Raw genomic sequence first — 23,600 nt, forward strand, 5'->3', positions numbered from 1 at the left:
TCACAGTTCCCGGCCCAGCCGGGTCAGCCTCAGCCGGGCCAGCCCCAGTCCGGCCAGCCGCAGCCGCACTACGACGCGCAGGCCGGCTACCCGCCGCCGGATCAGCAGGGCCAGTTCCCGCCGCCGGCCTACCAGCCGCCCGGCTACGCCCCTCCGGGTGGCTACGCCCCTCCCCCGGCTACGGCCAGCCCGAGTACGGCCAGGCCGGCTACGGACAGCCCGGCCAGGGCCAGCCCGAGTACAGCCAGGCCGGCTACGGCCAGCCCGGATACGGCCCGGGCCAGCCCGGATACGGCCCACCCGGCCCACCCGGCCCAGGGCAGCCCGGCCACGGCCAGCCGGGATACGGCGCCACTCCTCCGCCGCCCAAGCGCAGCAACGTCCCGCTGATCGCCGTGCTCGTGGCAGTGGTGCTGCTGCTGTGCGCGGGCGGCGTGACCTCGGCCGTGCTGCTGGTGAACCGGGCCACCGACAAGGCCCAGGAGAAGATCGACTCGCTGCCGGACTTCCCGACCGAGGTGCCGGACCTGCCGACCGACGTGCCCGGCCTGCCCACGGAACTGCCCACCGATCTCCCGACCGAGCTGCCCACCGGGCTGCCGAACCTGCCGGACGTGGACCCGGACCAGGAACTCAAGGTCGAGTACGAGGTCACCGGCGACGGACCGGCCGAGATCGTGTACGTGGAGAAGCTCGGCGGCGACCCGCAGCGGGTCCGCAACGCCACGCTGCCGTGGCGCAAGACGGTGACGATGAAGGGCTCCTCGCTGGTCTCGGTCATCGCCGTCCGGGGCGCGACCTCGGAGGGCAAGCTGAGCTGCAGCGCCAAGGTCGACGGCCAGAAAGTGGCCCAGAAGACGAGCCAGGGCAGCTTCATCACCGCCGCCTGCACCAAGTTGATGTTCTGACCCGCGGCGGGCAGCGGCACCCGAGCGGACGGTCGTAGGCTGGCGTCGTGACGACGTCGACCCCGGCCGATCCGCTCGTCGGGCGCATGCGCCCGTTCGGCACCACCATCTTCTCGGAGATGTCCGCGCTGGCCGTGCGCACCGGTTCGGTCAACCTCGGGCAGGGCTTCCCGGACACCGACGGGCCACCGGAGATGCTGGCCGCGGCCGCCGCCGCCCTCGGCTCGGGCGCGAACCAGTACCCGCCGCTGCCGGGCATCCCCGCGCTGCGGGCCGCGATCGTGGCGCACGAGCAGCGGTTCTGGGGCCTCGACCGGGACCCGGACACCGACGTGGTGGTCACCGCCGGCGCCACCGAGGCGATCGCCGCGAGCATTCTGGGGCTGTGCGAGCCCGGCGACGAGGTTGTGTGCTTCGAGCCGTACTACGACTCGTACGCGGCTTCGATCGCCCTGGCCGGCGCGGTCCGGCGGCCGGTCACGCTGCGGCCCGGCCCGGACGGGCGGTACGGCTTCGACGAGGGTGAACTGCGCGCCGCGTTCGGGCCGCGCACCCGGATGATCCTGCTGAACACGCCGCACAACCCGACCGGCAAGGTCTTCACCGGCGACGAGCTCACGCTGATCGCGGGACTCTGCCAAGAGCACGACGTGTACGCCGTCACGGACGAGGTCTACGAGCACCTGGTCTTCACCGACGCCGCCGCGCCGCACATCCCGCTCGCCACACTGCCGGGCATGCTGGAGCGCACCCTGCGGATCTCCTCGGCGGGCAAGAGTTTCTCCTGCACGGGCTGGAAGGTCGGCTGGGCGACCGGCCCGGCGCCGCTGGTGTCGACGGCGATGCGCGTGAAGCAGTTCCTGACGTTCGTGAACGCGGGACCCCTCCAGCCGGCGGTGGCCGTCGCCCTCGCCCTGCCGGACTCCTACTTCACCGTCTTCCGCGACGGCCTGCAGGCCCGGCGGGACCGGCTCGTGGCCGGCCTCACGGATGCGGGCTTCGGCGTCCTGCCGTCCGAGGGCACCTACTTCGTGACCGCCGACATCACCCCGCTGGGCGGCACGGACGGCGTCGACTTCTGCCGCTCGCTGCCGGAGCGCTGCGGCGTCGTGGCCGTGCCCACGCAGGTCTTCTACGACCACAAGGAGCAGGGCCGGCGGCTCATCCGCTTCGCGTTCTGCAAACGCGAGGACGTCATCGACGAAGCCGCCAAGCGCCTCCGCACCCTCGCCTGAGAAGCGGCGGGCCCGAGGCCCGCCGCTCGTCGACAACTCAAGCCGGGCTGGCCGACCGGACCTCGTCCGCCACCCGCTCCGCGATCGTCCGCGCCTGCTCCTCGGTGACGGCCTCGACCATCACCCGCACCAGGTGCTCGGTGCCCGACGGGCGCAGCAGCACCCGTCCGGTCTCCCCCAGCTCGTCCTCCGCCAGCGCCACCGCCGCCTGCACGGTCGGGGCCGCCGCGCCCGCCTGCCGGTCCTTGACCGGGACGTTGATCAGCACCTGCGGCAGCTTGTGCAGCACCGACGCCAGGTCGGCCAGGGACTTGCCGGTCTTGGCGATCGTCGCCATCAGGTGCAGGCCGGTCAGCACGCCGTCGCCGGTCGTCGCGTACGCCGGCATCACGATGTGCCCGCTCTGCTCGCCGCCCAGCGCGTAGCCGCCCGCCGCCAGCTCCTCCAGCACGTAACGGTCGCCGACCTTGGTCTCCAGCAGCTTGATGCCCGCGTCCTTCATGGCCAGGCGCAGGCCCAGGTTGCTCATCACCGTGGCGACCAGGGTGTCCTCGGTGAGGGTGCCCGCCTCGCGCATGGCCAGGGCCAGGATGGCCATGATCTGGTCGCCGTCGACCACGTCGCCGGCGGCGGTCACCGCGAGGCAGCGGTCGGCGTCGCCGTCGTGGGCCAGGCCCAGGTCGGCGCCGTGCTCCAGGACGGCCTCGCGGACCGCCTCCAGGTGGGTGGAGCCGCAGTTGTCGTTGATGTTGAGGCCGTCGGGGTCGGCGTGGATCGCGATGACCTCCGCGCCGGCCTCCTCGTACGCCGTCGGGCCGACCTCACTCGCCGCGCCGTTCGCGCAGTCGACCACGACCTTCACCCCGGCCAGCGGGTGCGGGGTCGACTCGAGCAGGTGCTTGACGTAGTGCTCGGCGCCGTCCAGCAGGTCGTGCACCCGGCCCACGCCGGCCCCGGTCGGGCGTCCGACCAGGCCGTGCCCGTCGGCGATGGCCGCCTCGATCTTCTCCTCCAGCTCGTCCGGGAGCTTCTGGCCGCCCGGGGCGAAGAGCTTGATGCCGTTGTCCGGCATCGGGTTGTGCGACGCCGACAGCATCACGCCGAGGTCCGCGCCGGCCTGGCCGACCAGGTACGCGACCGCGGGCGTGGGCAGCACGCCGACCCGGACGACGTTGGCGCCGGCGCTGGTCAGACCGGCCACGACCGCCGCTTCCAGCATCTCGCCGCTGGCCCGCGGGTCGCGCCCGACGATCGCCAGCGGCTGATGGCTGGCGTCGCTCTCGATGAGCACCCGGGCAGCCGCGACCGCGACCGACAGGGCCAGTTCCGGGGTGAGCAGGTCACCGTTCGCCAGCCCGCGTACGCCGTCAGTGCCGAAGAGTCGCCCCATGGCGGTCGTTCCTTTCGCCGGTCCGCCCCTGTCCGGGTGCGGTGGGCCGGTGCCGTGTTGTGAGAGAGGGAAACGCGAACGGCCGGGCACGCCCTACGAGGGGCGCACCCGGCCGTCCGGTCAGACGTGGTGCAAGACGAGCGCTGCGATCAGCGCTTCGAGTACTGCGGAGCCTTGCGGGCCTTCTTGAGGCCGTACTTCTTGCTTTCCTTGACCCGCGAGTCACGGGTGAGGAAGCCGGCCTTCTTGAGGGCCGGGCGGTCGTCCGGGTCGTTCGTGATGAGGGCCCGGGCGATGCCGAGGCGCAGCGCGCCGGCCTGGCCGGTGATGCCGCCGCCACGCAGGTTGGCGATCACGTCGAACTGCTCGGGCTTCTCGGCGGTGGCCAGCGGCTCGCGGATGAGCTGCTGGTGCACCTTGCTCGGGAAGTACGCCTCGAGGTCACGGCCGTTGCAGGTGATCTTGCCGGTGCCGGGGATGAGACGCACCCGGACGATGGCCTCCTTGCGGCGGCCGACGGTCTGGATCGGACGGTCACCCGGGCGCGGGGCACGCACCGCGGCGGGGGCGGCCTCGACGACCACGACGGTCTCGGCGGGAACCTCGGCGGCCGGAACCTCAGCGGCGGGGGCCTCGGCGGTGGGCTCCTCGGCGGGAACCTCAGCGGTGGGCTCCTCGGCGGCGGCGGGCTCCGCGACGGTCTCGGCGACCTCGGGCTCGACGATGTCGGTCATGCTGTTTCCTTCGCCCGCGCTCACTGCGCGATCTGCTTGATTTCGAACGGCACCGGCTGCTGCGCGGCGTGCGGGTGCTCGGCGCCCGGGTAGACCTTCAGCTTCTTGATGATCTGGCGGGCCAGCTTGTTGTGCGGGAGCATGCCCTTGACGGCCAGCTCGACCGCGTGCTCGGGGCGCTTGCTCAGCAGCTCCTCGTAGCCGACCTGCTTCAGACCACCCGGGTAGCCGGAGTGCCGGTAGGCGACCTTGGTCTGCCGCTTGTTGCCGGTCAGCGCGACCTTGCCCGCGTTGATGATCACCACGAAGTCGCCGGTGTCGACGTGCGGGGCGAACGTGGGCTTGTGCTTGCCACGCAGGAGGGTGGCGGTGTGGGTGGCGAGCCGGCCCAGAACGACGTCGGAAGCGTCGATGATGTGCCACTGACGCTCGATCTCACCCGGCTTCGGGCTGTACGTACGCACAGAATTACCTTGTCTCGTCGTCGGTCTGGGGGCGCGCGCTGGCCGCGTCAAGCACGAACATCGAGCCTACCCGAACGGGCGTGCTCGCAGCTGTCGCACAACAGCAGGCAACAATACCCGCCTGTGCGGCGCGCGGTCAAAACGGGCGGTGGGCCCGTCGTGCAGACGGGACCGGATAACGTAGCGCTCCTAGTTTAGGCGGTCGCCCGCGGCGCGCCGACATGGGGCCGGGTGATTCCACCCACGGTGATGACCCGCTGACGTGAATGCCTCTTAGCAGGCTCGAAACATACGGGACGCAGAGCCGAAATTACCCCCCGGCAGGCTTCGGACATGGCAAGTGGTGCGGGCACCCCGACGATGCGGCCAGGGCTCCGGCCCGGCGGCGCGCCCGGGCGCACCACCCATGAACCACCGCCAGGGTTGAGGACGGACCTGGCGGTGCCCGCTGAGCCGGTTGACCGGCTCGGCACCGGGAAGCCGCGGCGTGTGCCGGTCGGAGGTACGGCGGAGAACGCAGGCGTGACATGGGAGCGGGTCGACGCTGAGGACGGCGGTCTCCGAGCGTGCCCTTCGGTGGACCGGCCGGCCACGCCGCGGCTTTCTGGCAACCCTCCCCGCACCTCAGTGTGGGGAGGGCGGGCCGCCGGATGACGGAACGGGCCGGCAGCGCGCGAAGGACCGTGATCACCGCAGCAGCGCTCGCGGAGCCCACGGCGTCGCTGTCCGGCTACACGATAGGCGTGACTTCCGACCGCCGCCGGGACGAGCTGGCCGGCCTCCTGGAGAACAGGGGCGCCCGGGTGGTGATCGCCCCCGCGCTGCGCATCGTCCCGATCGCCGACGACGCGGAGCTGCGCGCGGCGACCCGGGCCTGCCTGGCCCAGTCCCCGGACATCGTGCTGGTCAACACGGGGATAGGCATGCGTGGCTGGCTGGAGGCGGCGGAGGGCTGGGGGCTGGCCGAGCCGCTGCGGGCGGTGCTCTCCCGGGCGTACCTGGTCGCCCGCGGCCCGAAGGCCCGGGCCGCGATCCGGTCCGCCGGCCTGCAGGACCAGTGGTCGCCCGAGGGTGAGAGCTACGAAGAGGTCGTGGCGCACCTGACCGCCCGCGGCCTCGCGGGTCTGACGGTGGCGATGCAGCTGCACGGCGAGAGTCAGCCGGAATACACCGAGGCGCTGCAGGCGGCCGGTGGGCAGGTGATCGAGGTCCCGGTCTACCGCTGGGCGCCTCCGGTGGACCCCGCGCCCCTGCACCGCCTGGTCGACCTCATCACCGGACGCCTGGTGGACGCGGTGACGTTCACCTCGGCGCCGGCGGTCGCGGCGCTGCTGCGGGCGGCCGGCCCGAGCACCGAGCCGCTGCTGGAGAGTCTGCGCGTCGACGTCCTGTCGGCCTGCGTGGGCCCGGTGACCGCGGCGCCGCTGCGCCGGCACGACATCCCGGTGGTCACCCCGGCCCGCGCCCGGCTGAGCGCCCTGGTCCGCACGATCGTGGACGAGCTCCCCCGCCGGGCGCTGTCGCTGGAGGTGGCCGGGCACAAGCTCACGCTGCGCGGCCACGCGGCGATCGTCGACGGCGACCTGAAGCCGCTGGCGCCGGCGCCGATGGCGGTGCTGAGAGCGCTTGCCGCCACGCCGGGCCGGGTCCTGTCCCGGGCGGCCCTGCTGCGCACCCTGCCCCGGGGCGCGGACGAGCACGCGGTGGAGATGGCGGTGGCCCGCCTGCGTGCGGGCCTGGGCACGCCGGGCGTCATCCAGACGGTCGTCAAACGCGGCTACCGCCTGCCCGCCTGAGCGGTTCCCTCCCCGGCGGAGCAAAACAAGCTCCCCGGCAGCGCGGAACGAGCCGGCCCGGGAGCAGAACGCGGCGGCCCGCACACCCAGACGGACCGCCACGCGGAAGAAGATGCCGGGTCACCCCACCGTCGCGGGGAACCCTCTGCCCTGCTCGGCGACCAGGGTCGCCATCGCGTGCTCCACGACCCCGACCAGCACGGACTTCACCGAGTCGCGGTGCCGGGCGTCACACATGAGCAGCGGTACGTGCGGCGCGATCGCCAGGGCCTCGCGAACCTCCTCGGGTTCGTACCGGGGAGCGCCGTCGAAGCAGTTCAAAGCCACCAGGTACGGCAGGTGACGGTTCTCGAAATAGTCGAGCGGCGCGAAGGCGTCGGAGATCCGCCTGGTGTCCACCAGGACCGCCGCACCCACCGCACCCCGGATCAGCTCGTCCCACATGAACCAGAACCTGGTCTGGCCGGGCGTGCCGAAGAGGTACAGGATCAGGTCGTCGGCCATGGTGATGCGGCCGAAGTCCATGGCGACCGTGGTGGTCTCCTTGCCGGGCACCTTGGACGCGTCGTCGATCCCCTGTCCCGCCGAGGTCATCACAGCCTCGGTGGTCAGCGGCTCGATCTCGGAGACCGCACCGACCAGGGTCGTCTTGCCCACGCCGAAGCCGCCGGCTATGACGATCTTCGCGGAGGTGATCTCCTTGGGTTGCGCCCCCGCCCGCTCAGAGCTTGCGAAGTCCACTCAACACCCTTTCCAGCAGATCCATCCGCTCCGTGAAGCCTTCCTTGGGAGCGGCACTGTGCAGCGTCAACAGCCCGTCGGCGACCATGTCGGCGACGAGCACCCGGGCGACTCCCAGCGGGAGCCGGCTGTAGGCCGCGATCTCGGCCAACGACTGCGCCCGCGGCTCGCACAGCACGGCGATGCGGTACTTGTCATGCCCGGCGAACCGGGATTCCTGCACGGCGGCCTGGCTGGCGACCAGGACCGCCTCGATGGGGATGTCGCGACGCGGCTCGGTCCGGCCCCGGGTGACCGCGTACGGGCGGACCAGGTTGCCCCGGGGGTCACTGGGCTGTCCCATCGTGCGGTCACCTCCTTCCGGCACACATCAGCAGCGTTGCGGGGTCGTACGGGTCAGACCTGGTGCGCGACGGCCTCACGGGGTGCGGGCACCAGGGCGGCACCCACCCGTTCGACCAGCAGAGCCATCTCGTAGCCGACCTGGCCGACGTCGCAGCTGCGCGCGGCCAGCACGGCCATCGACGACCCGTCGCTGATGGACATCAGGAAGAGGTACCCGCTGTCCATCTCGATGATCGTCTGCTGCACCGCGCCGGCGTTGAACATCCGCGACGCACCGTCGGTGAGGCTGACGACACCGGAGGTGATCGCGGCGAGCTGGTCGGCGCGGTCCGCCGGCAGGTCCCGCGACGAGGCCAGCAGCAGGCCGTCGGCGGAGACCGCGACGACGTGCGCGATGCCGGCCACGCTGTCGGCGAAGTTGCTGAGCAGCCAGCCCATGTCCTGCATGGTGGGGGGCCTGGTCACTGTTAGTTCTCCTTCGGAGCAGGGGCGCCCGCGGCAGCTTCTTCACTGCCGGCCGTACGCCCACGTTGCACACCGCGGTGGTACGCGGAGAGGAGGCCACGTACCTCATCCGGGCTGCGACGGTTCTGGTTGCGCGGGCTGCTCTGCACGCCACCGGGGACGAGCTGGGCCTGGGGCACCCGCTTGGGTAGTCCGGAACGGGTGGTGTCGGTGACGGAGGGTTCCGCCGCGGCCATCGCCCGCTGCCATCCTTCGTCGGCGGCGGTACGCCAGGCATCCTCGGCCGACTTGCGTGGCCGGGGCACCTGGGCACCGCTGTCCGGACCGGCGTCCGCCGGTCGCGAACCATTCTGCCTCGCGTTCGGGGCGTGGGAAGTCGTCGTTTCGGCTCGGGCCGGCGGCGACACCGGTGCCGGTGGGGACACCGGGGCCGATGGTGCCGGTGGGGCGACCGGCGCCGTCGGAGCCGCCGGGGTGGGAGCCGGGACCGCCGTGGCCGGGGCCGCCGTCGCGCTCGCGGCGGGCACCGCGGCGGGCGGCTGGTTCGGCGGAGGCGCGTAGCCCGCGGTCGGCATGCTCCACTCCTCGGAGATCGGCCCGGCGTGTCCCTTGAACCAGCTCTGCTGCATCTCGAGGAAGATCGGCGAGGTCTCGCCGCGATCCTCGGTCTGGGCGGCCGGCGGCGGGGGCGGCGGCGGCATCGCGGCGAGCGCGGCACCCCAGCCGTTCGGGTTCGGGCTGGCCGGTTGCCGCGGGGCCGGCACCGTGCCACCGTCCGGCGTCGCGAAGCCCGAGGCCGGTGCGTAGTTCTGCTGCATCTGCCGGTCGGGCGCCGCGGCCTTCATGGTCGGGTACGCCATCGTCGGCGAACTCGGGGAGCCGAAACCCGAACCGGCGACCGGCGCGGACTCGGCCGGCTGCGTGACCCGGGTGGGCAGCGGCGGCCGGTCGGTGCTCGGCGGCGCTTCGCCACGCTTGGGTAGCGTCGGACGATCCGGGGTGGGCGTGCCTTCACTGCGCCCCGGCAGCTGCGAGGGCTGCCGCGGGAGCTGCGGGTGGGCCGGCTGCTGCGGCTGCTGCGGGTTGCTGATGCTCGAGAAGCCGCCGGCACCGGCCCGGATCAGGCCGTCGTCGGAGCGCTGCTGCCCCCAGGGCTCGGGCGCGATGGCCGGCAGGGTCGCCGTCGCCGCGCTGCCCCGGCCGAGCGGCATCGGGTCGTTCCAGTTGGCCGGGGCCGCGTCGAGCTGGCGGTTGCCGCGGCTCGGCGGGTCCAGCGGGCGGTTGCTGGGCAGCACCACGATGTGGTTCGGCAGGATCACCTGGGCGACCGTGCCGCCCTCGATGTTGGCCCGCAGCTCCACCCGGATGCCGTAGCGGTTGGCCAGCCGGCTGACCACGGCCAGGCCCATCAGCCGGAACGCGGCCACGTCGACGTCCGGGGTCTCGGCCAGCCGCCGGTTCAGGGAGTCCATCTGTTCCTCGGACATGCCCAGCCCGCGGTCCTCGACCTGGATCACCACGTAGTCGCGGATGCGCCGGCCGTCGGCGACCACCACCGTGTTCGGCGGCGAGAAGCGGGTCGCGTTGTCGAGCAGCTCGGCGACCAGGCGGACCACGTCGTTGACGGCCACGGCCGTGATCGAGATGTCGGTGTCGACGGTGCCGAACTCGATGCGGTTGTAGAGCTCGACCTCGGACTGCGCGGCGCGCAGCGCGTCCACCACGAGGGCGTCCTCGCGGCGCGGCGGGCTGGAGTCGGCGCCGGCCAGGACCAGCAGGTTCTCGTCGTTGCGGCGCATCCGGGTGGCGAGGTGGTCGAGCTCGAAGAGCTGCGCGAGCCGCTTCGGGTCCTCCTCGCCGCGCTCGATCTGGTCGAGCTCGCCGATCATCCGGTCGACCAGGCTCTGCGAGCGGCGGGCCAGGTTGAGGAACATCGCCGAGACGCTGGTCCGCAGGGCGGCCTGCTCGGCGGCGATCCGGACCGCTTCGCGGTGCACGACGTTGAACGCCTGCGCCACCTGGCCGACCTCGTCGCGGTTGCTGAGCCGGATCGGGTCGCGAACCTGCCGGACGATGTCGTCGGCGCCGCCGTCGCCGAGGTTGCGCACGTCGCGCAGCCGGGCGACCGCCTCGGGCAGGTCCCGGTTGGCCACGGCCAGGGCGCCTTCCCGCAGCCGGCGCAGCGAGAGGTTGAGCGAGCGGGCCAGCACGACGGCCAGGGCGATGGCGATGATCAGGGTCAGCAGCACCAGGCCGGCCTCCATCGCGGCCTGGCGGCCCACCGCGGAGCTCTCGTCGGACGCCTGCTGCAGCGCCTGGGTCTCGAGCCGCTGCTCGGCCCAGCGCATCAGGTCGACGACCGCGCCGAAGGACTGGGTGAGCTCGACCGGCGCGATCGGGTCGGAGCGGTTGAGCCGGGTGGCGTACTGGTCGGCGAGGTTGATCGCGTCGCCGGTGACCGTGTTGTCCACCAGGGCGCGCTGCTGCGGGGTGGCCACCAGCGCGAAGCTCTCGAGCGCCTCCTGCTGGCTGGTCTCCGTGGCGGTCAGGACCGAGAGCTGCTCGACGCTGACGTCACCGGAGGCGCGGGAGGCGAACGCGACTGCTTCCTGCTCGGCGGTGCCGGCCTTGGCCCGGGCGAACGCGGAGACCGCGCGCAGGCTGTCGGCGACCGTGCCCTCACCGGCGTACTGGCTGAGCACCTCGCCGTAGCCGACCAGGTCGGTGAGCACGACGCCGTACCGCAGCACGACCTCGGAGACGGCGATCTCGTCGCGGTCGGTCACCTTCTTACGGGTGGCGTCCATCGTCTGCAGGTGCTGGTCGATGCGGTTGAGCCGGTCCTGCACCGCGGGGGGCGGCTCGTCGAGCTCGCGGCGGTCGGCCGTGTACCGCTGGATGCGCTGATCACTGAGGGCGATCGCGGCGTTGTAACCGTCCGCTTTGGTGTCCGGAGCCGCGAGATACTGCGCCGCGGCCATCCGCTCCTTGTGGAGGTACTGCGTCAGGTCGGAGACGTCGGTGGAGAGCTCGGTCAGGTCCTCGACCTGCCGGGCGTCGAGCGCCGAGCCACCGACGTCGACGAGCCGGACCGTGGCGAGCGCGAGCACGGCCACCAGCGGCACGAAGAGGATCAGCGCGAGCTTGGACCGGATCCGGGCGTCACGCAGGCGCGGAATGCGCCCGCGCCGCTCCCGGGTCCCCGAGCCGCTCGGCCGGCCCGCGTCCGCGCTGGGTCCCACCGGGTTTCCGGCGGCACGAGCGGGGTAGGTCGAAGCCTGGGTCGAAGAACCGGTGCTCACGACATCTCCTCGCTGGTCATCCCCGCATCTCTTCGCCCACCCCGATACTGCCGCCCGGGAATAGCCGATCCACGCGACAGGGCTCGTGCCACACGCGGCACGGCCGCGATTTCATCAGAGACGGCAACGGTTTGGGAAGTCTGCGACGTTCCGGAAACACTGTTCACGGCGCGCTGACAATCAACCGTTCGGCTCGACAATCGACACTGCGTAGGCGTTGACGTGCACGAATGTAACCATGGCAACGTTCCGTGTCGGTGCAGTGACGCTGATCCATCAAGATTCCAACCACTATGTGGGAAAGTCATCCCGTGGGCCGTCTGCGGCGCAGCTTGACCAGGGACCTTCACGTTGGCAAGGTTTGGCGCGATCGAACGGACGGACTGTCCGTGTTCGCGCGGTCCACACCGGACAACGTTGCGTTCACCGGGATGGTTCAATCCCGGGCTCCGCCCCCTAGGAGGCACCCGCAGTGAGGCTCCCCCGCCGTCTGACGGCGTCCGTGGCTGCATCGACGCTCGCCGTCGCCGCGCTGACGGGCTGCGACTCGGACCCCGAGACCGGCGACAAGACGCAGATCGTGATCGGCGCCGACCTGGACGCCTCGGGCTCCGCGGTCGACTACGCGTACACCCGGGCCCTGCAGCTGAAGATCGACCAGGTGAACGCCTCGGGCGTGCTCGGCTCCCGCGAGCTGGTGCTGCGCACTCAGGACAACCGGTCGGACCCGACCGCCTCGCTGCGCAACATCAGCACCTTCGCCGCGGACCCGGCGGTCGCCGCCGTGATCGCCGGCTCCTGCGGCCAGTGCGCCGTCGACTCGGCCAAGACGATCAACGACCAGCGGATCCCGACCATCGCGCTCGCCGCCGCCGACGAGGTGACCACGCCGGTGCAGAGCCGCCGGTACGTCTTCAAGCTCGGTCCGAACTCGACCGACAGCGTGGCCGCCGTGGTGGCCGAGCTGACCCGCAAGAAGACCAAGTCCGCCGCCCTGCTCTACGCCGACGACCTCTACGGCCGGGCCGCGCAGAAGAAGATGGTCGACCAGCTCAAGGCGGCCAAGATCACGCTGTCCGGCAACCGCGCCGTCAAGCCGACGGCCACCGAGATCAGCCAGACGGTCGGCACGCTGACCGACGCCGACCCCGAGGCCCTCGTCGTGCTGGCCGGCTCGGACCTGGCCACGCTGGCGGCCACCAGCGCCAAGGCGGCCGGCTTCACCGGCAGCGTCTACTTCGACGCCGCCGCCGCCGGTGACCTCTTCCTGCCGCAGGCGGCCGCGGCCGCCACCGACAAGACCACCATGGTCTTCACCCAGATCCTGGCCATCGACGACGTGATCGCCACGACGCCGGCCAAGGCGGCCCGCAAGCAGTGGTTCCGCGACTACACCGCGCGCTACGGCAGCTATTCGGGAGTGGCGGCGTTCGCGGCCGACGCGGTCGACCTGATCGCCGACGCGGTGGCCAAGGTCGGCGGCGACCGCCAGCGGATCCGCGACGTGCTGGAGACCTCGCAGACCGACGGCCTGGCCGGCCCGATCCGGCTCACCCCGGACAACCACTCCGGACTGATGCCGCAGGCGCTGACCCTGCTGGTGGCCCGCAGTGGCCGCTGGCGGCTCCTGAGCTGATCTCCACCCGGGCACAGAGAAGCCGGCCGACTCACGCGAGTCGGCCGGCTTCTTCGTACGCGGAATCAGCGCTGCGAGGTCGTGGCGCGCACCCAGGGCAGCGCGAGCCGTTCCACCAGGACCAGCACGTAGTAGAGGACGATGCTGATCAGGGCCAGCAGGGTGATGGCCGCGAACGCCGTCGAGGTGTCCCCCTGGCCACTGGTCTGCACGATGATGGTGCCGAGGCCGCTCTCGCCGTACTGCATCTCGCCGACCACCACGCCGATGACCGCGAGGGGCATCGCCACCTTGAGCCCGACGAAGATCTGCGGCAGTGCGGCGGGCAGCCGGATCCGGGCGAAGGTCTGCACCCGGGACGCGTCCATCGAGCGGGCCAGCTCCACCAGGTCGGCCGGGGTGCTGGTCAGGCCGGTCGCGGTGGACAGCACGATCGGGAAGAAGCAGACCATGAACGCCATCGCCAGGATCGGCGTGCGCCCGTAGCCGAACCAGATGAGCACCAGCGGCGCGAGGGCCACCTTGGGCACCGCGTTGAAGGCCACCAGCAGCGGGGAGAACATCCGCTCGAACGGACCCCACGCGGCGATGGCCACCCCGAGCAGCACGCCGACGGCCACCGAGAGCAGGAAGCCCTCCACCGTCGCCGCGGTGGTGTGCCCGGCCTCGTCGACGAGGAACTGGCGGTAGCGGTTGAAGCCGTCGATCACCGCGGGCGGTGAGGGCAGCACGACCGTGTTGATCGCGAAGAGGGTCGTGCCGGCCCACCAGAGGCCGATCGCGACGGCCAGGCCGAGCAGCGGCCAGGCCACGGCCGCGAGGGTACGGCGGCGGGTGGATCCCGCCCGGTCCGCCGGCGCCGGTGCGGGCGCTGTCGCCACGTCAGTCATCAGTCTTTCTCGCTCCCCTGGTCGGGGCCCGGGGCCTGCCGGCTATGACCGGCCCCGGGCCCGGCCGGATCAGGCGTTCGGCACCAGGTCGAAGCTGATGACCTGCTCGGGCGTCAGTCCGGCCTGGATCTGGCCGGAGCCCTGCAGGATGGCGATGCTGCGCGCGACCCGCTGGCTGTCCAGGGCGCCCACCGGCACGCCGGAGGCCTCGGACCGCACGAACGGCGCCATCAGCGTCAGTTCCGCCGCGGCCGACTTGGGGTCGGCGGTCGGCACGTTCTTCTTGAGCAGGGTGCCGGCCTCGTCCGGGTTGGTGATGGAGTCCTCGAGGCCCTTGAGCAGAGCCGCGGTGAACTTCTTGACCTTCTCGGGGTTGTCCTTGGCGTACTTGGTGCTGGTGATCAGCACGTTGCCGTAGAGGTCCTGCAGGTAGTCGCTGTACGGCAGCAGCACGGCCGGCTTCTTGGCGATGCCCTCGATGGTGGGCTTGCCGACCACGAACTGGCCGATGCCGTCCACCTTGTGCGAGGCCAGCGTGCCGAACAGCGTCTGCGGGTTGCCGTTGACGAAGTTGACCTTGGACGCGTCCACGTTGGCCAGCTTGGCGTACGTGGGGAACAGGTTGCGCACCACGGAGCCGGGGGTGTCGGCGAGCGTCTTGCCCTCGAGGTCCTTGGGCGAGGCGATGCCGTAGCCGTCGAGCGACATGATCGCGGCCATCGTGCGCTGCTGCACGGCGCCCACGGCGGTGAAGCCGGTGGCCTTGGCCGCGCCGCCCGCGGCGAGCAGGCCGCCGGTCAGGTCGATGGGCGTGAACTGCGCGGTGCCGGCGACGATCTGCTTGATGCCCTCACCGCTGCCGCCGCCGGGCTTGATCTCGACGTCGAAGCCGGCGTCGCGGAAGTAGCCCTTCTCCTTGGCCACATATGCGTACGAGTCGCGGCCGAAGGTGCCGAACGACGTCAGGTAGGTGATCTTCTCCAGCGTCTGCGTGCCGCCGGACGCGCTCTTGTCATCCCCGTCGTCGCTGCAACCGGCTGCGGCGGCGAGGGTCGTGGCCAGCGCGGCGGCCACGAGCGTGCGGGTGAACGTTCTTCTGTGCACCGTGTTCCTTCCCAACCGAGGGGGTGTCGAGGCAGTCGGCGTCGGGCGGAGGGTGCACCGGCGCCGCATGGTGGTGTGCGCGAACTCGGGCGTTAGCGTAGGGGACCCCGGGCCGATCATCGATGACAGGTATGTCTCAGAAGCCCTTGTGGACGGGGTGGTCGCGGCAATGAGGCAACGGCTGGCTACAGTGTCAGCGCATCGATCCGAAACTATCGGGAGCACCCGACGATGATCCGTCTCACCGGCGTCTCCCGGACTTTCGCGGGCCGATCCGGCACGGTGGAGGCCCTGCGCGGCATCGACCTGGCGGTCGGTGACGGCGAGTTCGTCGCCGTGCTCGGCCGCTCTGGCTGCGGAAAGTCCACACTGCTGCGATTGATCTCGGGCCTGCTGCCGGTGAGCGCGGGCGAGGTCCAGGTGTCAGGCGAACGGGTGACCAAGCCCCGCCGGGACATCGCGATGATGTTCCAGAAGCCGGCCCTGCTGCCGTGGCGCACGGTGCTCGACAACGTGCTGCTCCCGATGCAGATCTTCGGCGCCAAGAAAGCGGAGCACCGTGACCGCGCTCAGCAGCTGCTGAGCATGACCGGGCTGTCCGGCTTCGAGAAGCGGCTGCCGCACGAGCTCTCCGGCGGCATGCAGCAGCGGGTCGCCCTGTGCCGGTCGATGATCGCCGAGCCGCGGGTCATGCTCATGGACGAGCCGTTCTCCGCGCTGGACGCACTGACCCGTGAGGAGCTCTCCGGCGAGCTCCAGCGGGTGCACATGGAGCTCGGCACCACGATCGTCTTCGTGACCCACTCGATCGACGAGGCGGTGCTGCTGGCCGACCGGGTGGTCGTGCTGAGCCCGCGCCCGGGCCGGATCCGGGAGATCATCGACATCGACATCCCGCGGCCCCGCACGCTGGGCCGGGGCGCGCACCTCGAAGAGGTCGCCCGGTGCAGCGCCGAGCTGCACGAACTCCTGATGGCCTGAAGGATCCGCCGATGCGCGTCAGCCTGTTCACCGAGCCGCACCGCGGCGCCACCTACGACGACCAGCTGCGGCTGGCCCGGCACGCCGAGGACGGCGGCTTCGAGGGCTTCCTGCGCGCCGACCACTACCAGTCGATGGGCGCCGACCCGGGCCTGCCCGGCCCGACCGACGCCTGGCTGACCCTGGCCGGGCTGGCCCGCGAGACCTCCCGGCTGCGGCTGGGCACCCTGGTCAGCTCGGCGACGTTCCGGCTGCCCGGACCACTGGCCATCATGGTGGCCCAGGTGGACGCGATGAGCGGGGGCCGGATCGAGCTCGGACTCGGCGCCGGCTGGCTGGAACGCGAGCACACCTCCTACGGCATCCCGTTCCCGCCGCTGGGCGAGCGCTTCGACCGCCTGGAGGAGCAGCTGGCGATCATCTCCGGCCTGTGGTCGACTCCGGACGGTGCCCGGTTCTCCTACGAGGGCAAGCACTACCAGCTGCTCGACGCGCCGGCGCTGCCCAAGCCGGTGCAACGGCCCGGGCCGCCGATCATCGTCGGCGGCCGCGGCGCGAAACGCACCCCGGAGCTGGCCGGCCGCTACGCGGACGAGTTCAACATGCCGTTCAAGACGGTGGCGGAGACGGCGGCGGCCTTCGACCGGGTCCGGGCCGCGAGCAAGCGGTACGGGCGCAGCGTCACGCTGTCAGCCGGGATCGTCGTGGCCCTCGGCCGCACCGACGAGGAAGCCCAGCGCCGGGCCGCTCCCCTGCACGTGCCCAGCGCACTACCGCCGGAGGACCCGGTGGTCGGCTCGCCGGACGCCCTGGTCCAGCGCATCGGGGAGTTCGCCGCGATCGGCGCCACCCGGGTGCACCTGCGGGTCATCGACATGTCCGACCTGGAGCACGTGGAGCTGATCGCGTCCCGGGTCCTGCCTCAGGTGGGAGAGCTATGACAGAGCAGGTGCTGGGCCAGGTCGGCCAGGAGATTCTGCTGGAGAACGACCGGGTGCGCGTCTGGCACATCACGCTGGCGCCGGGCGAGACGCAGCCACTGCACCACCACGGCCTGGCGTACGTGGTGATCGCCGTGCAGGGCGCCAAGAACGTGATCCACACCGCGGCGGGCGAGCGCATCGACGTCGAGGAGGAGACCGGCAGCGTGGTCTACCGCGAGCCCGGCCAGACGCACATGCTGACCAACGCCGGTGACACTGTGTATGTCGGTCGCATCGTTGAGTTGAAGACCGGCGCCGAGGCCGGCTGAGCGGAATTTTGGCCTGCCTTAAGAAGCAGGCTCTGGACTGGCCGCGGCACGGACCATTCCGTACCCTGCCCGGCATGGCATTTCGGACGTGGGCCAAGCTGCTGGCCGCCACCCTCGGCGTGGGCGCGCTGGCCGGGGCGAGCCAGCTGGGACTGGCGTACGGCCTCGGCATCGTACGGCTCACCCGCGTCCTGGACGTGACCACGCGTGATCAGTGGACGGCCCAGCTGGCCTGGGTCGCCTGGGTGCCGATGCTGGCCGCCGTGGTGGGCGCCCTGACCGGGGCCGCGCTGCTGCGACGCTGGTCGCCGGTCACACCGGTCGTCGGTCCGGGCACTGAGCTGGCGCTGGCCATCTCGGCCGCGATCGGCGCGGGTGTGGTGGTGCCGCTGACCATGCAGCCGGCCCGGACCGCGCAGGTCGCAGGCGTGAACCCGGTGGTCGTGATCGCCATCTGCGCCGGCCTGGGCACGCTGGTCGGCGTGTTCGCCGCGTGGGCCGCGCTGGCCCAGACGGTCGCCCGGTGGAGTCTCGTGACGATGAGCGCGGCGGTGTGGGCGATCGCGCTGGTGTCGGTGGCGCCGTCGCTGGCGCCGAGCGATCCGCTGCCCGCGATCCGGCTGGGTGTCTTCGACGCCGGCTTCCTGTCCCCCGCGGTGACCCAGCGGACGGCCCTGGCCACGATGCCCGCGCTGGCCCTGGTGATCGGCGCGCTGCTGGGCTGGACGGCCCGGCGGCGCGAGCTGCCGACGCTGACGATCGCGCTGGCCGGGCTGCCCGGACCGGCGCTGCTGACCATCGCCTACCTGATCGCGGGTCCCGGTGGCGGCAACGACCGCTACCAGGTGGTGCCGTACTGGGCGGCGATGACCGCCACGGGCGCCGGGGTGCTCGGGTCGGTGCTGGCCGCGGTGCTGCGCCGCGGCCCCGAGCCGGAGGACGACGGCGAGCTGGACGGCCAGGAGCCGGAGAAGCCACCCCTGCCCAGAAGGACCAACCAGCCGGAGTCGGCGATCGCGGCGGCAGGTGGCGGGCCGGCGGTCGATCAGCCGCTGCGCCCGGTCGACACCGGCGTCTTCGACCTGCCCCCGCGCGGCCGCCCCGGCGACGCGCCCACGCCCGCCTTCCCCGCGGCCGACCCCGCCGGCCCTTCCCACAGCGCCGGTCCCTCCGTCGGCGCCGGTCCCTTTTTCGGGGGCCGGGCTGATCACGGTCCGGGGCCCGATCGTGATGGACCGGAGCCGGGCCACGGCTCCGGGCCCGGCAACAGCTCGGGGCCCGGTCACGGCTCAGCGCCCGGCCACAGCTCAGGATCCGGGCACGGCTCGGGATCCGCTCACACGTCAGCGCCCGGCCGGGGTTCAGATCACGGTTCCGGGTCGACCGCGGCCGCCCCCGCGGATCTCGGCGCCGGCCTCGGCGGACCGCCACCGATCGCGACCAAGCCGGAGAAGCCCCGTCGCCGCGGACGCCGTTCCAGCTTCGCCGACGCCTTCACCGGCCGCACCGGCGAGTTCCCCGCCGCCCCACCGAGCGGCCCTTCGGCCCCCGATGCCGCCCGGCCCGGGGATACCGCCGGCCGGTCCCGGTCCGACGACCAGGGGCCGGCCCCGTTCGACGCTTTCAGCCGGCCCGAGCCGGCGACGGCTCCCCGGTCCGGCGGCGCCCCGTGGTCCCCGGCCGCCCAGGCACCCCGCCCCGAGCCGAAGCCGTACGTCCCCGAGCCCGCCACCCGGCCGCTGCCGCCCGGTGTCGGCACCTCTGTCCCGGAGCAGCCGCGCAGTGCCGGCGGCCGGCTGGGTCGTGGCCTGCGCCCGTTCGGCCGCGGCAAGTCCGCCGAGCCGCTGACCCCGGAACCGACGCCGATCAGCGCGCCGCTGCCGCAGCCCGATCCGGTCAGCCCGCCGCTGCCGGTCACCCCGGCCCCGCGGACCGGGACGGCACCGAGCCCGGTCGACGGGACCCCGGACGGCAAGCGCCGGCCCAAGGGCGGCGGCAAGGACGAGGACTACGTGGACTGGGTCAGCGGCCTGGGCAAATAGCCGGCGAGCACGGGCCGACGCATAGCCGAACGCCGATGGAATGATGCGTCGGGGATGTACCGCGGCCCGGCCCGGCGGCTCCAGGATGGGGGCACGGCCCGGCCTGGACGGGCCCCCGACGCTACGGAGTCCGCCATGCCCGTTGACGCACCCCGCCCGTCCCGTCTGCGCCGCCTGCTGTCGGCGGTCGCCATCGCTTTCGCCCTCACCGGCGGCAGCCTCGTCGCCCCCGCTGTGGTCGCGCCGACGCACACCGCCGCCGCCGCGGCCACGGTCTATTCGACCTGCACCTCGTCCCGGTGCTCGGCGGCCCGGACCGCGCGCACCGGCTGGAGCTCGCTCGGCTGGCCGACCGGCGCGGGCTGGTACAGCTGGCCGTACGGGCAGTACAACTACACCGGTGGCACGTTCCAGAACCGTGAGCGCCAGTTGCCGGCCAACGCCACCTACAGCGAGTACGACGTGTACCCGCGGGCACGGGGCGCCGCGCGGGACGCGTACCGGATCGTGGTGAACCGGTCCACCCGGGAGACCTGGTTCACCCCCGACCACTACGTCAACTTCTACAAGCTCTGAGTGATCGGCAAGTAGACCTTGCCGCCGGCGGAGACGAACTCCTCACTCTTGTCCTGCATGCCGCGGGCCGCGTACTCCTTGAGCTCCTGGGTGATCTTCATGGAGCAGAACTTGGGGCCGCACATCGAGCAGAAGTGGGCCGTCTTCGCCGGCGCCGCCGGCAGCGTCGCGTCGTGGTACGCCCGCGCGGTCTCCGGATCGAGGGCCAGGTTGAACTGGTCCTCCCAGCGGAACTCGAACCGGGCCTTGCTCAGCGCGTCGTCCCACTCCTGCGCACCCGGGTGCCCCTTGGCCAGGTCGGCGGCGTGCGCGGCGATCTTGTACGCGATCACCCCGGCCTTCACGTCGTTCCGGTCGGGCAGTCCGAGGTGTTCCTTGGGCGTGACGTAACAGAGCATCGCGGTGCCGAACATGCCGATCATCGCCGCCCCGATGGCCGAGGTGATGTGGTCGTACGCGGGCGCGATGTCGGTCGTCAGCGGGCCGAGCGTGTAGAACGGGGCCCCGCCGCACAGCTCCTGTTGCAGGTCGACGTTCTCCTTGATCTTGTGCATGGGCACGTGACCCGGCCCCTCGATCATCACCTGCACCCCGTGCTCCCAGGCGACGTGCGTCAGCTCCCCGAGCGTGCGCAGCTCGGCGAACTGCGCCGCGTCGTTGGCGTCCGCGATGGACCCGGGGCGCAGCCCGTCCCCCAGCGAGAACGTCACGTCGTAGCGGGCCAACAGCGAGCACAGCTCCGCGAAGTTCTCGTAGAGGAAGTTCTCCCGGTGGTGGGCCAGGCACCAGGCCGCCATGATCGACCCTCCGCGCGACACGATGCCGGTGACCCGGTCCACCGCCAGCGGCACGTACGGCAGCAGCACCCCGGCGTGCACGGTCATGTAGTCGACGCCCTGTTCGGCCTGCTCGATCACGGTCTCCCGGAACACCTCCCAGGAGAGCTTCACCGGGTCGCCGTCCACCTTCTCCAGGGCCTGGTAGATCGGGACCGTGCCGATCGGCACCGCGGAGTTGCGCACGATCGCCTCGCGGGTCTCGTGGATGCGCTTGCCGGTGGACAGGTCCATGACGGTGTCGGCGCCCCACCGGGTGGCCCAGGTGAGCTTCTCGACCTCCTCGGCCACGGACGAGGTCACCGCGGACGTACCGATGTTGGCGTTGATCTTCACCAGGAAGCGCGACCCGATGATCATCGGCTCGATCTCCGGGTGGTTGACGTTGGCCGGCAGCACCGCGCGCCCGGCCGCGATCTCCTCGCGGACGACCTCGGGCTCGACGTTCTCCCGGATCGCGACGAACTCCATCTCCGGCGTGACGATCCCGGCCCGGGCGTACGCGAGCTGGGTGGGCCGGGTGCCGGCCAGCGGCGTGCCTGGACCGGCCACCGGGGCCACGTCACCACGCTCGGCGATCCACGGCCCGCGCAGCGGCGGCAGGCCGACCTCCGGGTCGCTGCCGGGACCGGACGTGTCGTACAGCCGGACCGGCGGGTTGTCCCCGGTCAGGTCGATCTCGGCGAACGGCACCCGCAGGTCCGGACGGGAGCCCTCGACGTACACCTTGCGCCTCATGGTTCCTCCTATATAGGGGCAAACAGGGCGGCATTCGGCAGCACGGAACCGCCGATCGCCGGTACAGCCGGTCAGTCGTCTGTCAGTGGGAGAAGCCGAAATGGTCCAGGGGGCCCGGTCCCGCGCCGAGCTTCCAGTCGCGCGAGCCGGCGAGGGCCCGCCCCACGTAGTCCTTCGCGGCGCGCACGGCGACCGGCAGCGGATCGCCCTGGGCCAGCCGCACCGCGATCGCCGACGAGAAGGTGCACCCCGAGCCGTGGTTGTTGCCGCTGGGCACCGGGTCACCGTCGAGCACGGTGGTCACCCCGTCCGCGTGCAGCACGTCCACGGCGGATTCGCTGCCGGTGACCACGACGGCCCCCGGACCGCGGGCCGCCAGCTCGGCGGCCGCGCCGGCCGCCTCGGCCACCGTCGTCACCCGGTGACCGAGCAGGGCGCCGGCTTCCTGCCGGTTCGGCGTCAGAACGCAGCGGTACGGCAGCAGCGGCGTGACCGCGTCCACTCCGGACAAGCGACTCCCGCTGGTGGCCACCAGCACCGGATCGACGACGAGGTTGGGCAGCTCACCGACCCGGGACGCGATGAGCTCGGCCACCGCGGGGTCCCCGATCATGCCCACCTTCACCGCATCGGGCGCCAGATCCATCAGCACCGCGTCCAGCTGGGCCGCCACCACGTCCACCGGCACCGGATGGATGGCCGTGACGCCGAGCGTGTTCTGGGCGGTGACCGCCGTCAGCACCGAAACGCCGTAGACCCCGAGCGCGGCGAACGTCTTGAGGTCGGCCTGAATCCCGGCCCCACCCCCACTGTCAGAGCCCGCGATGGTCAGCACCACCCGCGGCGTCATGCCCGCACCCCTGCCGACGCCTGCGCGAAGGCCCGGGCCAGGCCCCGCGTGACGGACTCGGGATCTTCTGCGCCCATCACCGCACCCAGCACCGCGATTCCGCGCGCCCCGGCAGCCGCGCAAGCAGCGGCCCGCTGCGCCGAGTGCACCCCACCGAGGGCCAGCCACGGCACCTCACCGGCCAGGGCCGCCGCCCGATCCGGCCCCAGCGCGGGCCCATAGCCGGGCTTGGTGGGCGTGGGATACATCGGCGACAACGTCACGTAGTCCTCAGTGGACAGCTCGGGCACGCCATGGCAGGAGCGGCCGACCAGGCTGACACCCGGCGGCACGAAATCGGTGGCCGACAGGTGCACGGCGTCGCCACCGAGCGGATCGGGGCCCGCGATCACGAGTCGTCCCACCGGAACCACCGCGCGCAGGCTCTCCGCGAGGGCGTACCTCTCGCCGTACCCCAGGTCTTTGTCGCGGAGGATGACCCACTCGGCGCCGCCGCGGACCGCGGCCGCGACCACCTCGACGAGCGGCCGCGCCGCGAGCCGGCGGTCGGTGAGCACGACGACGCCCGACGGGATCACCATGCCGGCCGCCCTTCGTCCGATGTGGACGCGAGCGCGTGGTAGCGCTTGGGGATCCGGCCGGCGCCGAAGGCCAGTCGCCCGGCCTCGACGGCGTGCCGCATCGCCGCGGCCATCCGCGCCGGATCGACGGCCCGGGTGACCGCACTGGCGATCAGTACGGCGTCACAGCCCAGCTCCATGGCCAGCGCCGCGTCCGAGGCGGTGCCGATGCCCGCGTCCAGCACCACCGGCACGTCCACGCTGTCGCGGATGAGCCGGATGTGATGGGGGTTGGAGATGCCCAGTCCCGACCCGATCGGCGCCCCGGCCGGCATCACCGCCGCGCATCCGACGTCGGCGAGCCGGCGCGCGAGGATGGGATCGTCGCTCGTGTACGGCAACACCTGGAACCCGTCCGCGACCAGCCTCTCGGCCGCCCGCAACAGCTCGACGCCGTCCGGCAGCAGGGTCCGCTCGTCCCCGATGACCTCCAGCTTCACCAGATCCGTCTCGAACGCGTCGCGGGCCAGGTGGGCGGCCTTCACAGCGTCGGTCGCGGTGTAACAGCCGGCCGTGTTGGGCAGGATACGCAGGCCCAGCCGGTCGAGCATCGGCAGCAGACCGGGACCCGCGGCGTCGACCCGGCGCAGCGCGACGGTGACCATTTCGGTGCCCGAGGCGACGATCGCCGCCTCGAGCGCGGCGAGGCTCTCCGCCCCGCCGGTGCCCAGGATCAGCCGGGATTCGCCGAACAT

General features: G+C 72.2%; 23 protein-coding genes. 9 read left to right on the forward strand and 14 right to left on the reverse strand.

Features of this window, described 5'->3' with window-relative positions:
• Positions 1 to 161: 161 nt before the first annotated feature.
• The gene (locus ACWEOZ_RS14310) at positions 162 to 332 is read right to left on the reverse strand and encodes a hypothetical protein (protein ID WP_451911150.1); all 171 of its coding nucleotides are present in this window, start codon (positions 330 to 332) and stop codon (positions 162 to 164) included.
• 63 nt (positions 333 to 395) lie between these two features.
• On the opposite strand from ACWEOZ_RS14310, the gene ACWEOZ_RS14315 reads away from it, so the two are divergent.
• Together ACWEOZ_RS14315 and ACWEOZ_RS14320 are read left to right on the forward strand one after the other, a co-directional pair.
• Positions 396 to 908 (forward strand): MmpS family transport accessory protein, encoded by a 513-nt coding sequence (locus ACWEOZ_RS14315; protein WP_451911151.1) that lies wholly within the window; start codon positions 396 to 398, stop codon positions 906 to 908.
• Between the two features lie 47 nt (positions 909 to 955).
• A complete protein-coding gene (locus tag ACWEOZ_RS14320; protein WP_451911152.1) occupies positions 956 to 2,143 on the forward strand; it encodes a pyridoxal phosphate-dependent aminotransferase in 1,188 nt (395 codons plus the stop codon).
• A gap of 37 nt (positions 2,144 to 2,180) precedes the next feature.
• Here ACWEOZ_RS14320 and glmM read toward each other — a convergent pair whose 3' ends face one another.
• From glmM to rplM, 3 genes are all read right to left on the reverse strand, one after another.
• A complete protein-coding gene (gene glmM / locus ACWEOZ_RS14325; protein WP_360551883.1) occupies positions 2,181 to 3,533 on the reverse strand; it encodes a phosphoglucosamine mutase in 1,353 nt (450 codons plus the stop codon).
• A 149-nt stretch (positions 3,534 to 3,682) separates the two neighbouring features.
• The gene (rpsI, locus tag ACWEOZ_RS14330; protein WP_451911287.1) at positions 3,683 to 4,117 is read right to left on the reverse strand and encodes a 30S ribosomal protein S9; all 435 of its coding nucleotides are present in this window, start codon (positions 4,115 to 4,117) and stop codon (positions 3,683 to 3,685) included.
• A gap of 170 nt (positions 4,118 to 4,287) precedes the next feature.
• Entirely contained in the window at positions 4,288 to 4,731 is a 444-nt protein-coding gene (rplM, locus tag ACWEOZ_RS14335) for a 50S ribosomal protein L13 (RefSeq protein WP_203776528.1), read from the reverse strand.
• A 650-nt stretch (positions 4,732 to 5,381) separates the two neighbouring features.
• Here rplM and ACWEOZ_RS14340 point away from each other — a divergent pair.
• Entirely contained in the window at positions 5,382 to 6,527 is a 1,146-nt protein-coding gene (locus tag ACWEOZ_RS14340) for a uroporphyrinogen-III synthase (RefSeq protein WP_451911153.1), read from the forward strand.
• Positions 6,528 to 6,647: 120 nt separating this feature from the next.
• Here the strand turns inward: ACWEOZ_RS14340 and ACWEOZ_RS14345 are convergent, their stop codons facing one another.
• From ACWEOZ_RS14345 to ACWEOZ_RS14360, 4 genes are read right to left on the reverse strand one after another with little or no spacing between them, the layout of a single operon-like run.
• The gene (locus tag ACWEOZ_RS14345; RefSeq protein ID WP_203776533.1) at positions 6,648 to 7,268 is read right to left on the reverse strand and encodes a GTP-binding protein; all 621 of its coding nucleotides are present in this window, start codon (positions 7,266 to 7,268) and stop codon (positions 6,648 to 6,650) included.
• Positions 7,249 to 7,611 carry a DUF742 domain-containing protein gene (locus ACWEOZ_RS14350; protein WP_360551876.1) on the reverse strand — a complete coding sequence of 121 codons (363 nt, stop codon included), beginning with the start codon at positions 7,609 to 7,611 and terminating at the stop codon, positions 7,249 to 7,251. The genes ACWEOZ_RS14345 and ACWEOZ_RS14350 overlap by 20 nt, the downstream gene beginning before the upstream one ends.
• A gap of 53 nt (positions 7,612 to 7,664) precedes the next feature.
• Positions 7,665 to 8,078, reverse strand: coding sequence for a roadblock/LC7 domain-containing protein (locus ACWEOZ_RS14355; protein ID WP_199515804.1), 414 nt, complete (start codon positions 8,076 to 8,078; stop codon positions 7,665 to 7,667).
• A gap of 2 nt (positions 8,079 to 8,080) precedes the next feature.
• Positions 8,081 to 11,320 (reverse strand): nitrate- and nitrite sensing domain-containing protein, encoded by a 3,240-nt coding sequence (locus ACWEOZ_RS14360; RefSeq protein ID WP_451911288.1) that lies wholly within the window; start codon positions 11,318 to 11,320, stop codon positions 8,081 to 8,083.
• Between the two features lie 532 nt (positions 11,321 to 11,852).
• On the opposite strand from ACWEOZ_RS14360, the gene ACWEOZ_RS14365 reads away from it, so the two are divergent.
• Entirely contained in the window at positions 11,853 to 13,016 is a 1,164-nt protein-coding gene (locus tag ACWEOZ_RS14365) for an ABC transporter substrate-binding protein (protein ID WP_451911154.1), read from the forward strand.
• A 65-nt stretch (positions 13,017 to 13,081) separates the two neighbouring features.
• On the opposite strand, the gene ACWEOZ_RS14370 is transcribed toward ACWEOZ_RS14365, so the two are convergent.
• On the reverse strand, positions 13,082 to 13,906 hold the full coding sequence (locus ACWEOZ_RS14370; protein ID WP_451911155.1) for an ABC transporter permease: 825 nt from the start codon (positions 13,904 to 13,906) through the stop codon (positions 13,082 to 13,084).
• A gap of 69 nt (positions 13,907 to 13,975) precedes the next feature.
• The gene (locus tag ACWEOZ_RS14375) at positions 13,976 to 14,968 is read right to left on the reverse strand and encodes an ABC transporter substrate-binding protein (RefSeq protein WP_451911289.1); all 993 of its coding nucleotides are present in this window, start codon (positions 14,966 to 14,968) and stop codon (positions 13,976 to 13,978) included.
• A 273-nt stretch (positions 14,969 to 15,241) separates the two neighbouring features.
• On the opposite strand from ACWEOZ_RS14375, the gene ACWEOZ_RS14380 reads away from it, so the two are divergent.
• The 5 genes from ACWEOZ_RS14380 to ACWEOZ_RS14400 all read left to right on the forward strand — a co-directional run bounded on the left by ACWEOZ_RS14380 (position 15,242) and on the right by ACWEOZ_RS14400 (position 19,861).
• Positions 15,242 to 15,991 carry an ABC transporter ATP-binding protein gene (locus ACWEOZ_RS14380; RefSeq protein WP_451911156.1) on the forward strand — a complete coding sequence of 250 codons (750 nt, stop codon included), beginning with the start codon at positions 15,242 to 15,244 and terminating at the stop codon, positions 15,989 to 15,991.
• An 11-nt stretch (positions 15,992 to 16,002) separates the two neighbouring features.
• Entirely contained in the window at positions 16,003 to 16,932 is a 930-nt protein-coding gene (locus ACWEOZ_RS14385; protein ID WP_451911157.1) for an LLM class F420-dependent oxidoreductase, read from the forward strand.
• Complete coding sequence (locus tag ACWEOZ_RS14390; protein WP_451911158.1) at positions 16,929 to 17,243, forward strand: cupin; 315 nt, start codon at positions 16,929 to 16,931, stop codon at positions 17,241 to 17,243. Before ACWEOZ_RS14385 ends, ACWEOZ_RS14390 begins: the two co-directional genes overlap by 4 nt.
• A gap of 74 nt (positions 17,244 to 17,317) precedes the next feature.
• On the forward strand, positions 17,318 to 19,285 hold the full coding sequence (locus tag ACWEOZ_RS14395) for a hypothetical protein (protein ID WP_451911159.1): 1,968 nt from the start codon (positions 17,318 to 17,320) through the stop codon (positions 19,283 to 19,285).
• Between the two features lie 135 nt (positions 19,286 to 19,420).
• A complete protein-coding gene (locus tag ACWEOZ_RS14400; protein WP_451911160.1) occupies positions 19,421 to 19,861 on the forward strand; it encodes a ribonuclease domain-containing protein in 441 nt (146 codons plus the stop codon).
• Here the strand turns inward: ACWEOZ_RS14400 and thiC are convergent.
• The 4 genes from thiC to ACWEOZ_RS14420 all read right to left on the reverse strand — a co-directional run bounded on the left by thiC (position 19,849) and on the right by ACWEOZ_RS14420 (position 23,600).
• Positions 19,849 to 21,435, reverse strand: a complete 1,587-nt coding sequence (thiC, locus tag ACWEOZ_RS14405; protein WP_451911161.1) for a phosphomethylpyrimidine synthase ThiC — start codon at positions 21,433 to 21,435, stop codon at positions 19,849 to 19,851. The genes ACWEOZ_RS14400 and thiC overlap by 13 nt on opposite strands.
• An 82-nt stretch (positions 21,436 to 21,517) precedes the next feature.
• Positions 21,518 to 22,285: a bifunctional hydroxymethylpyrimidine kinase/phosphomethylpyrimidine kinase gene (gene thiD, locus ACWEOZ_RS14410; protein ID WP_451911162.1), complete on the reverse strand. Its 768-nt coding sequence runs from the start codon at positions 22,283 to 22,285 to the stop codon at positions 21,518 to 21,520.
• On the reverse strand, positions 22,282 to 22,866 hold the full coding sequence (locus tag ACWEOZ_RS14415; RefSeq protein ID WP_451911163.1) for a thiamine phosphate synthase: 585 nt from the start codon (positions 22,864 to 22,866) through the stop codon (positions 22,282 to 22,284). The genes thiD and ACWEOZ_RS14415 overlap by 4 nt, the downstream gene beginning before the upstream one ends.
• The gene (locus ACWEOZ_RS14420) at positions 22,860 to 23,600 is read right to left on the reverse strand and encodes a thiazole synthase (protein WP_451911164.1); all 741 of its coding nucleotides are present in this window, start codon (positions 23,598 to 23,600) and stop codon (positions 22,860 to 22,862) included. Before ACWEOZ_RS14420 ends, ACWEOZ_RS14415 begins: the two co-directional genes overlap by 7 nt.

This window comes from Actinoplanes sp. NPDC004185, from assembly GCF_053603475.1.

Bases quoted from the DNA above. Each gene is read 5' to 3' on its own strand.
- glmM (WP_360551883.1), bottom strand. From the start codon at position 3,533: ATGGGGCGACTCTTCGGCACTGACGGCGTACGCGGGCTGGCGAACGGT.
- ACWEOZ_RS14340 (WP_451911153.1), top strand. From the start codon at position 5,382: ATGACGGAACGGGCCGGCAGCGCGCGAAGGACCGTGATCACCGCAGCA.
- ACWEOZ_RS14350 (WP_360551876.1), bottom strand. From the start codon at position 7,611: ATGGGACAGCCCAGTGACCCCCGGGGCAACCTGGTCCGCCCGTACGCG.
- ACWEOZ_RS14370 (WP_451911155.1), bottom strand. From the start codon at position 13,906: ATGACTGACGTGGCGACAGCGCCCGCACCGGCGCCGGCGGACCGGGCG.
- ACWEOZ_RS14380 (WP_451911156.1), top strand. From the start codon at position 15,242: ATGATCCGTCTCACCGGCGTCTCCCGGACTTTCGCGGGCCGATCCGGC.
- ACWEOZ_RS14385 (WP_451911157.1), top strand. From the start codon at position 16,003: ATGCGCGTCAGCCTGTTCACCGAGCCGCACCGCGGCGCCACCTACGAC.
- ACWEOZ_RS14390 (WP_451911158.1), top strand. From the start codon at position 16,929: ATGACAGAGCAGGTGCTGGGCCAGGTCGGCCAGGAGATTCTGCTGGAG.
- ACWEOZ_RS14395 (WP_451911159.1), top strand. From the start codon at position 17,318: ATGGCATTTCGGACGTGGGCCAAGCTGCTGGCCGCCACCCTCGGCGTG.
- ACWEOZ_RS14400 (WP_451911160.1), top strand. From the start codon at position 19,421: ATGCCCGTTGACGCACCCCGCCCGTCCCGTCTGCGCCGCCTGCTGTCG.
- thiC (WP_451911161.1), bottom strand. From the start codon at position 21,435: ATGAGGCGCAAGGTGTACGTCGAGGGCTCCCGTCCGGACCTGCGGGTG.
- thiD (WP_451911162.1), bottom strand. From the start codon at position 22,285: ATGACGCCGCGGGTGGTGCTGACCATCGCGGGCTCTGACAGTGGGGGT.
- ACWEOZ_RS14415 (WP_451911163.1), bottom strand. From the start codon at position 22,866: ATGGTGATCCCGTCGGGCGTCGTCGTGCTCACCGACCGCCGGCTCGCG.
- ACWEOZ_RS14420 (WP_451911164.1), bottom strand. From the start codon at position 23,600: ATGTTCGGCGAATCCCGGCTGATCCTGGGCACCGGCGGGGCGGAGAGC.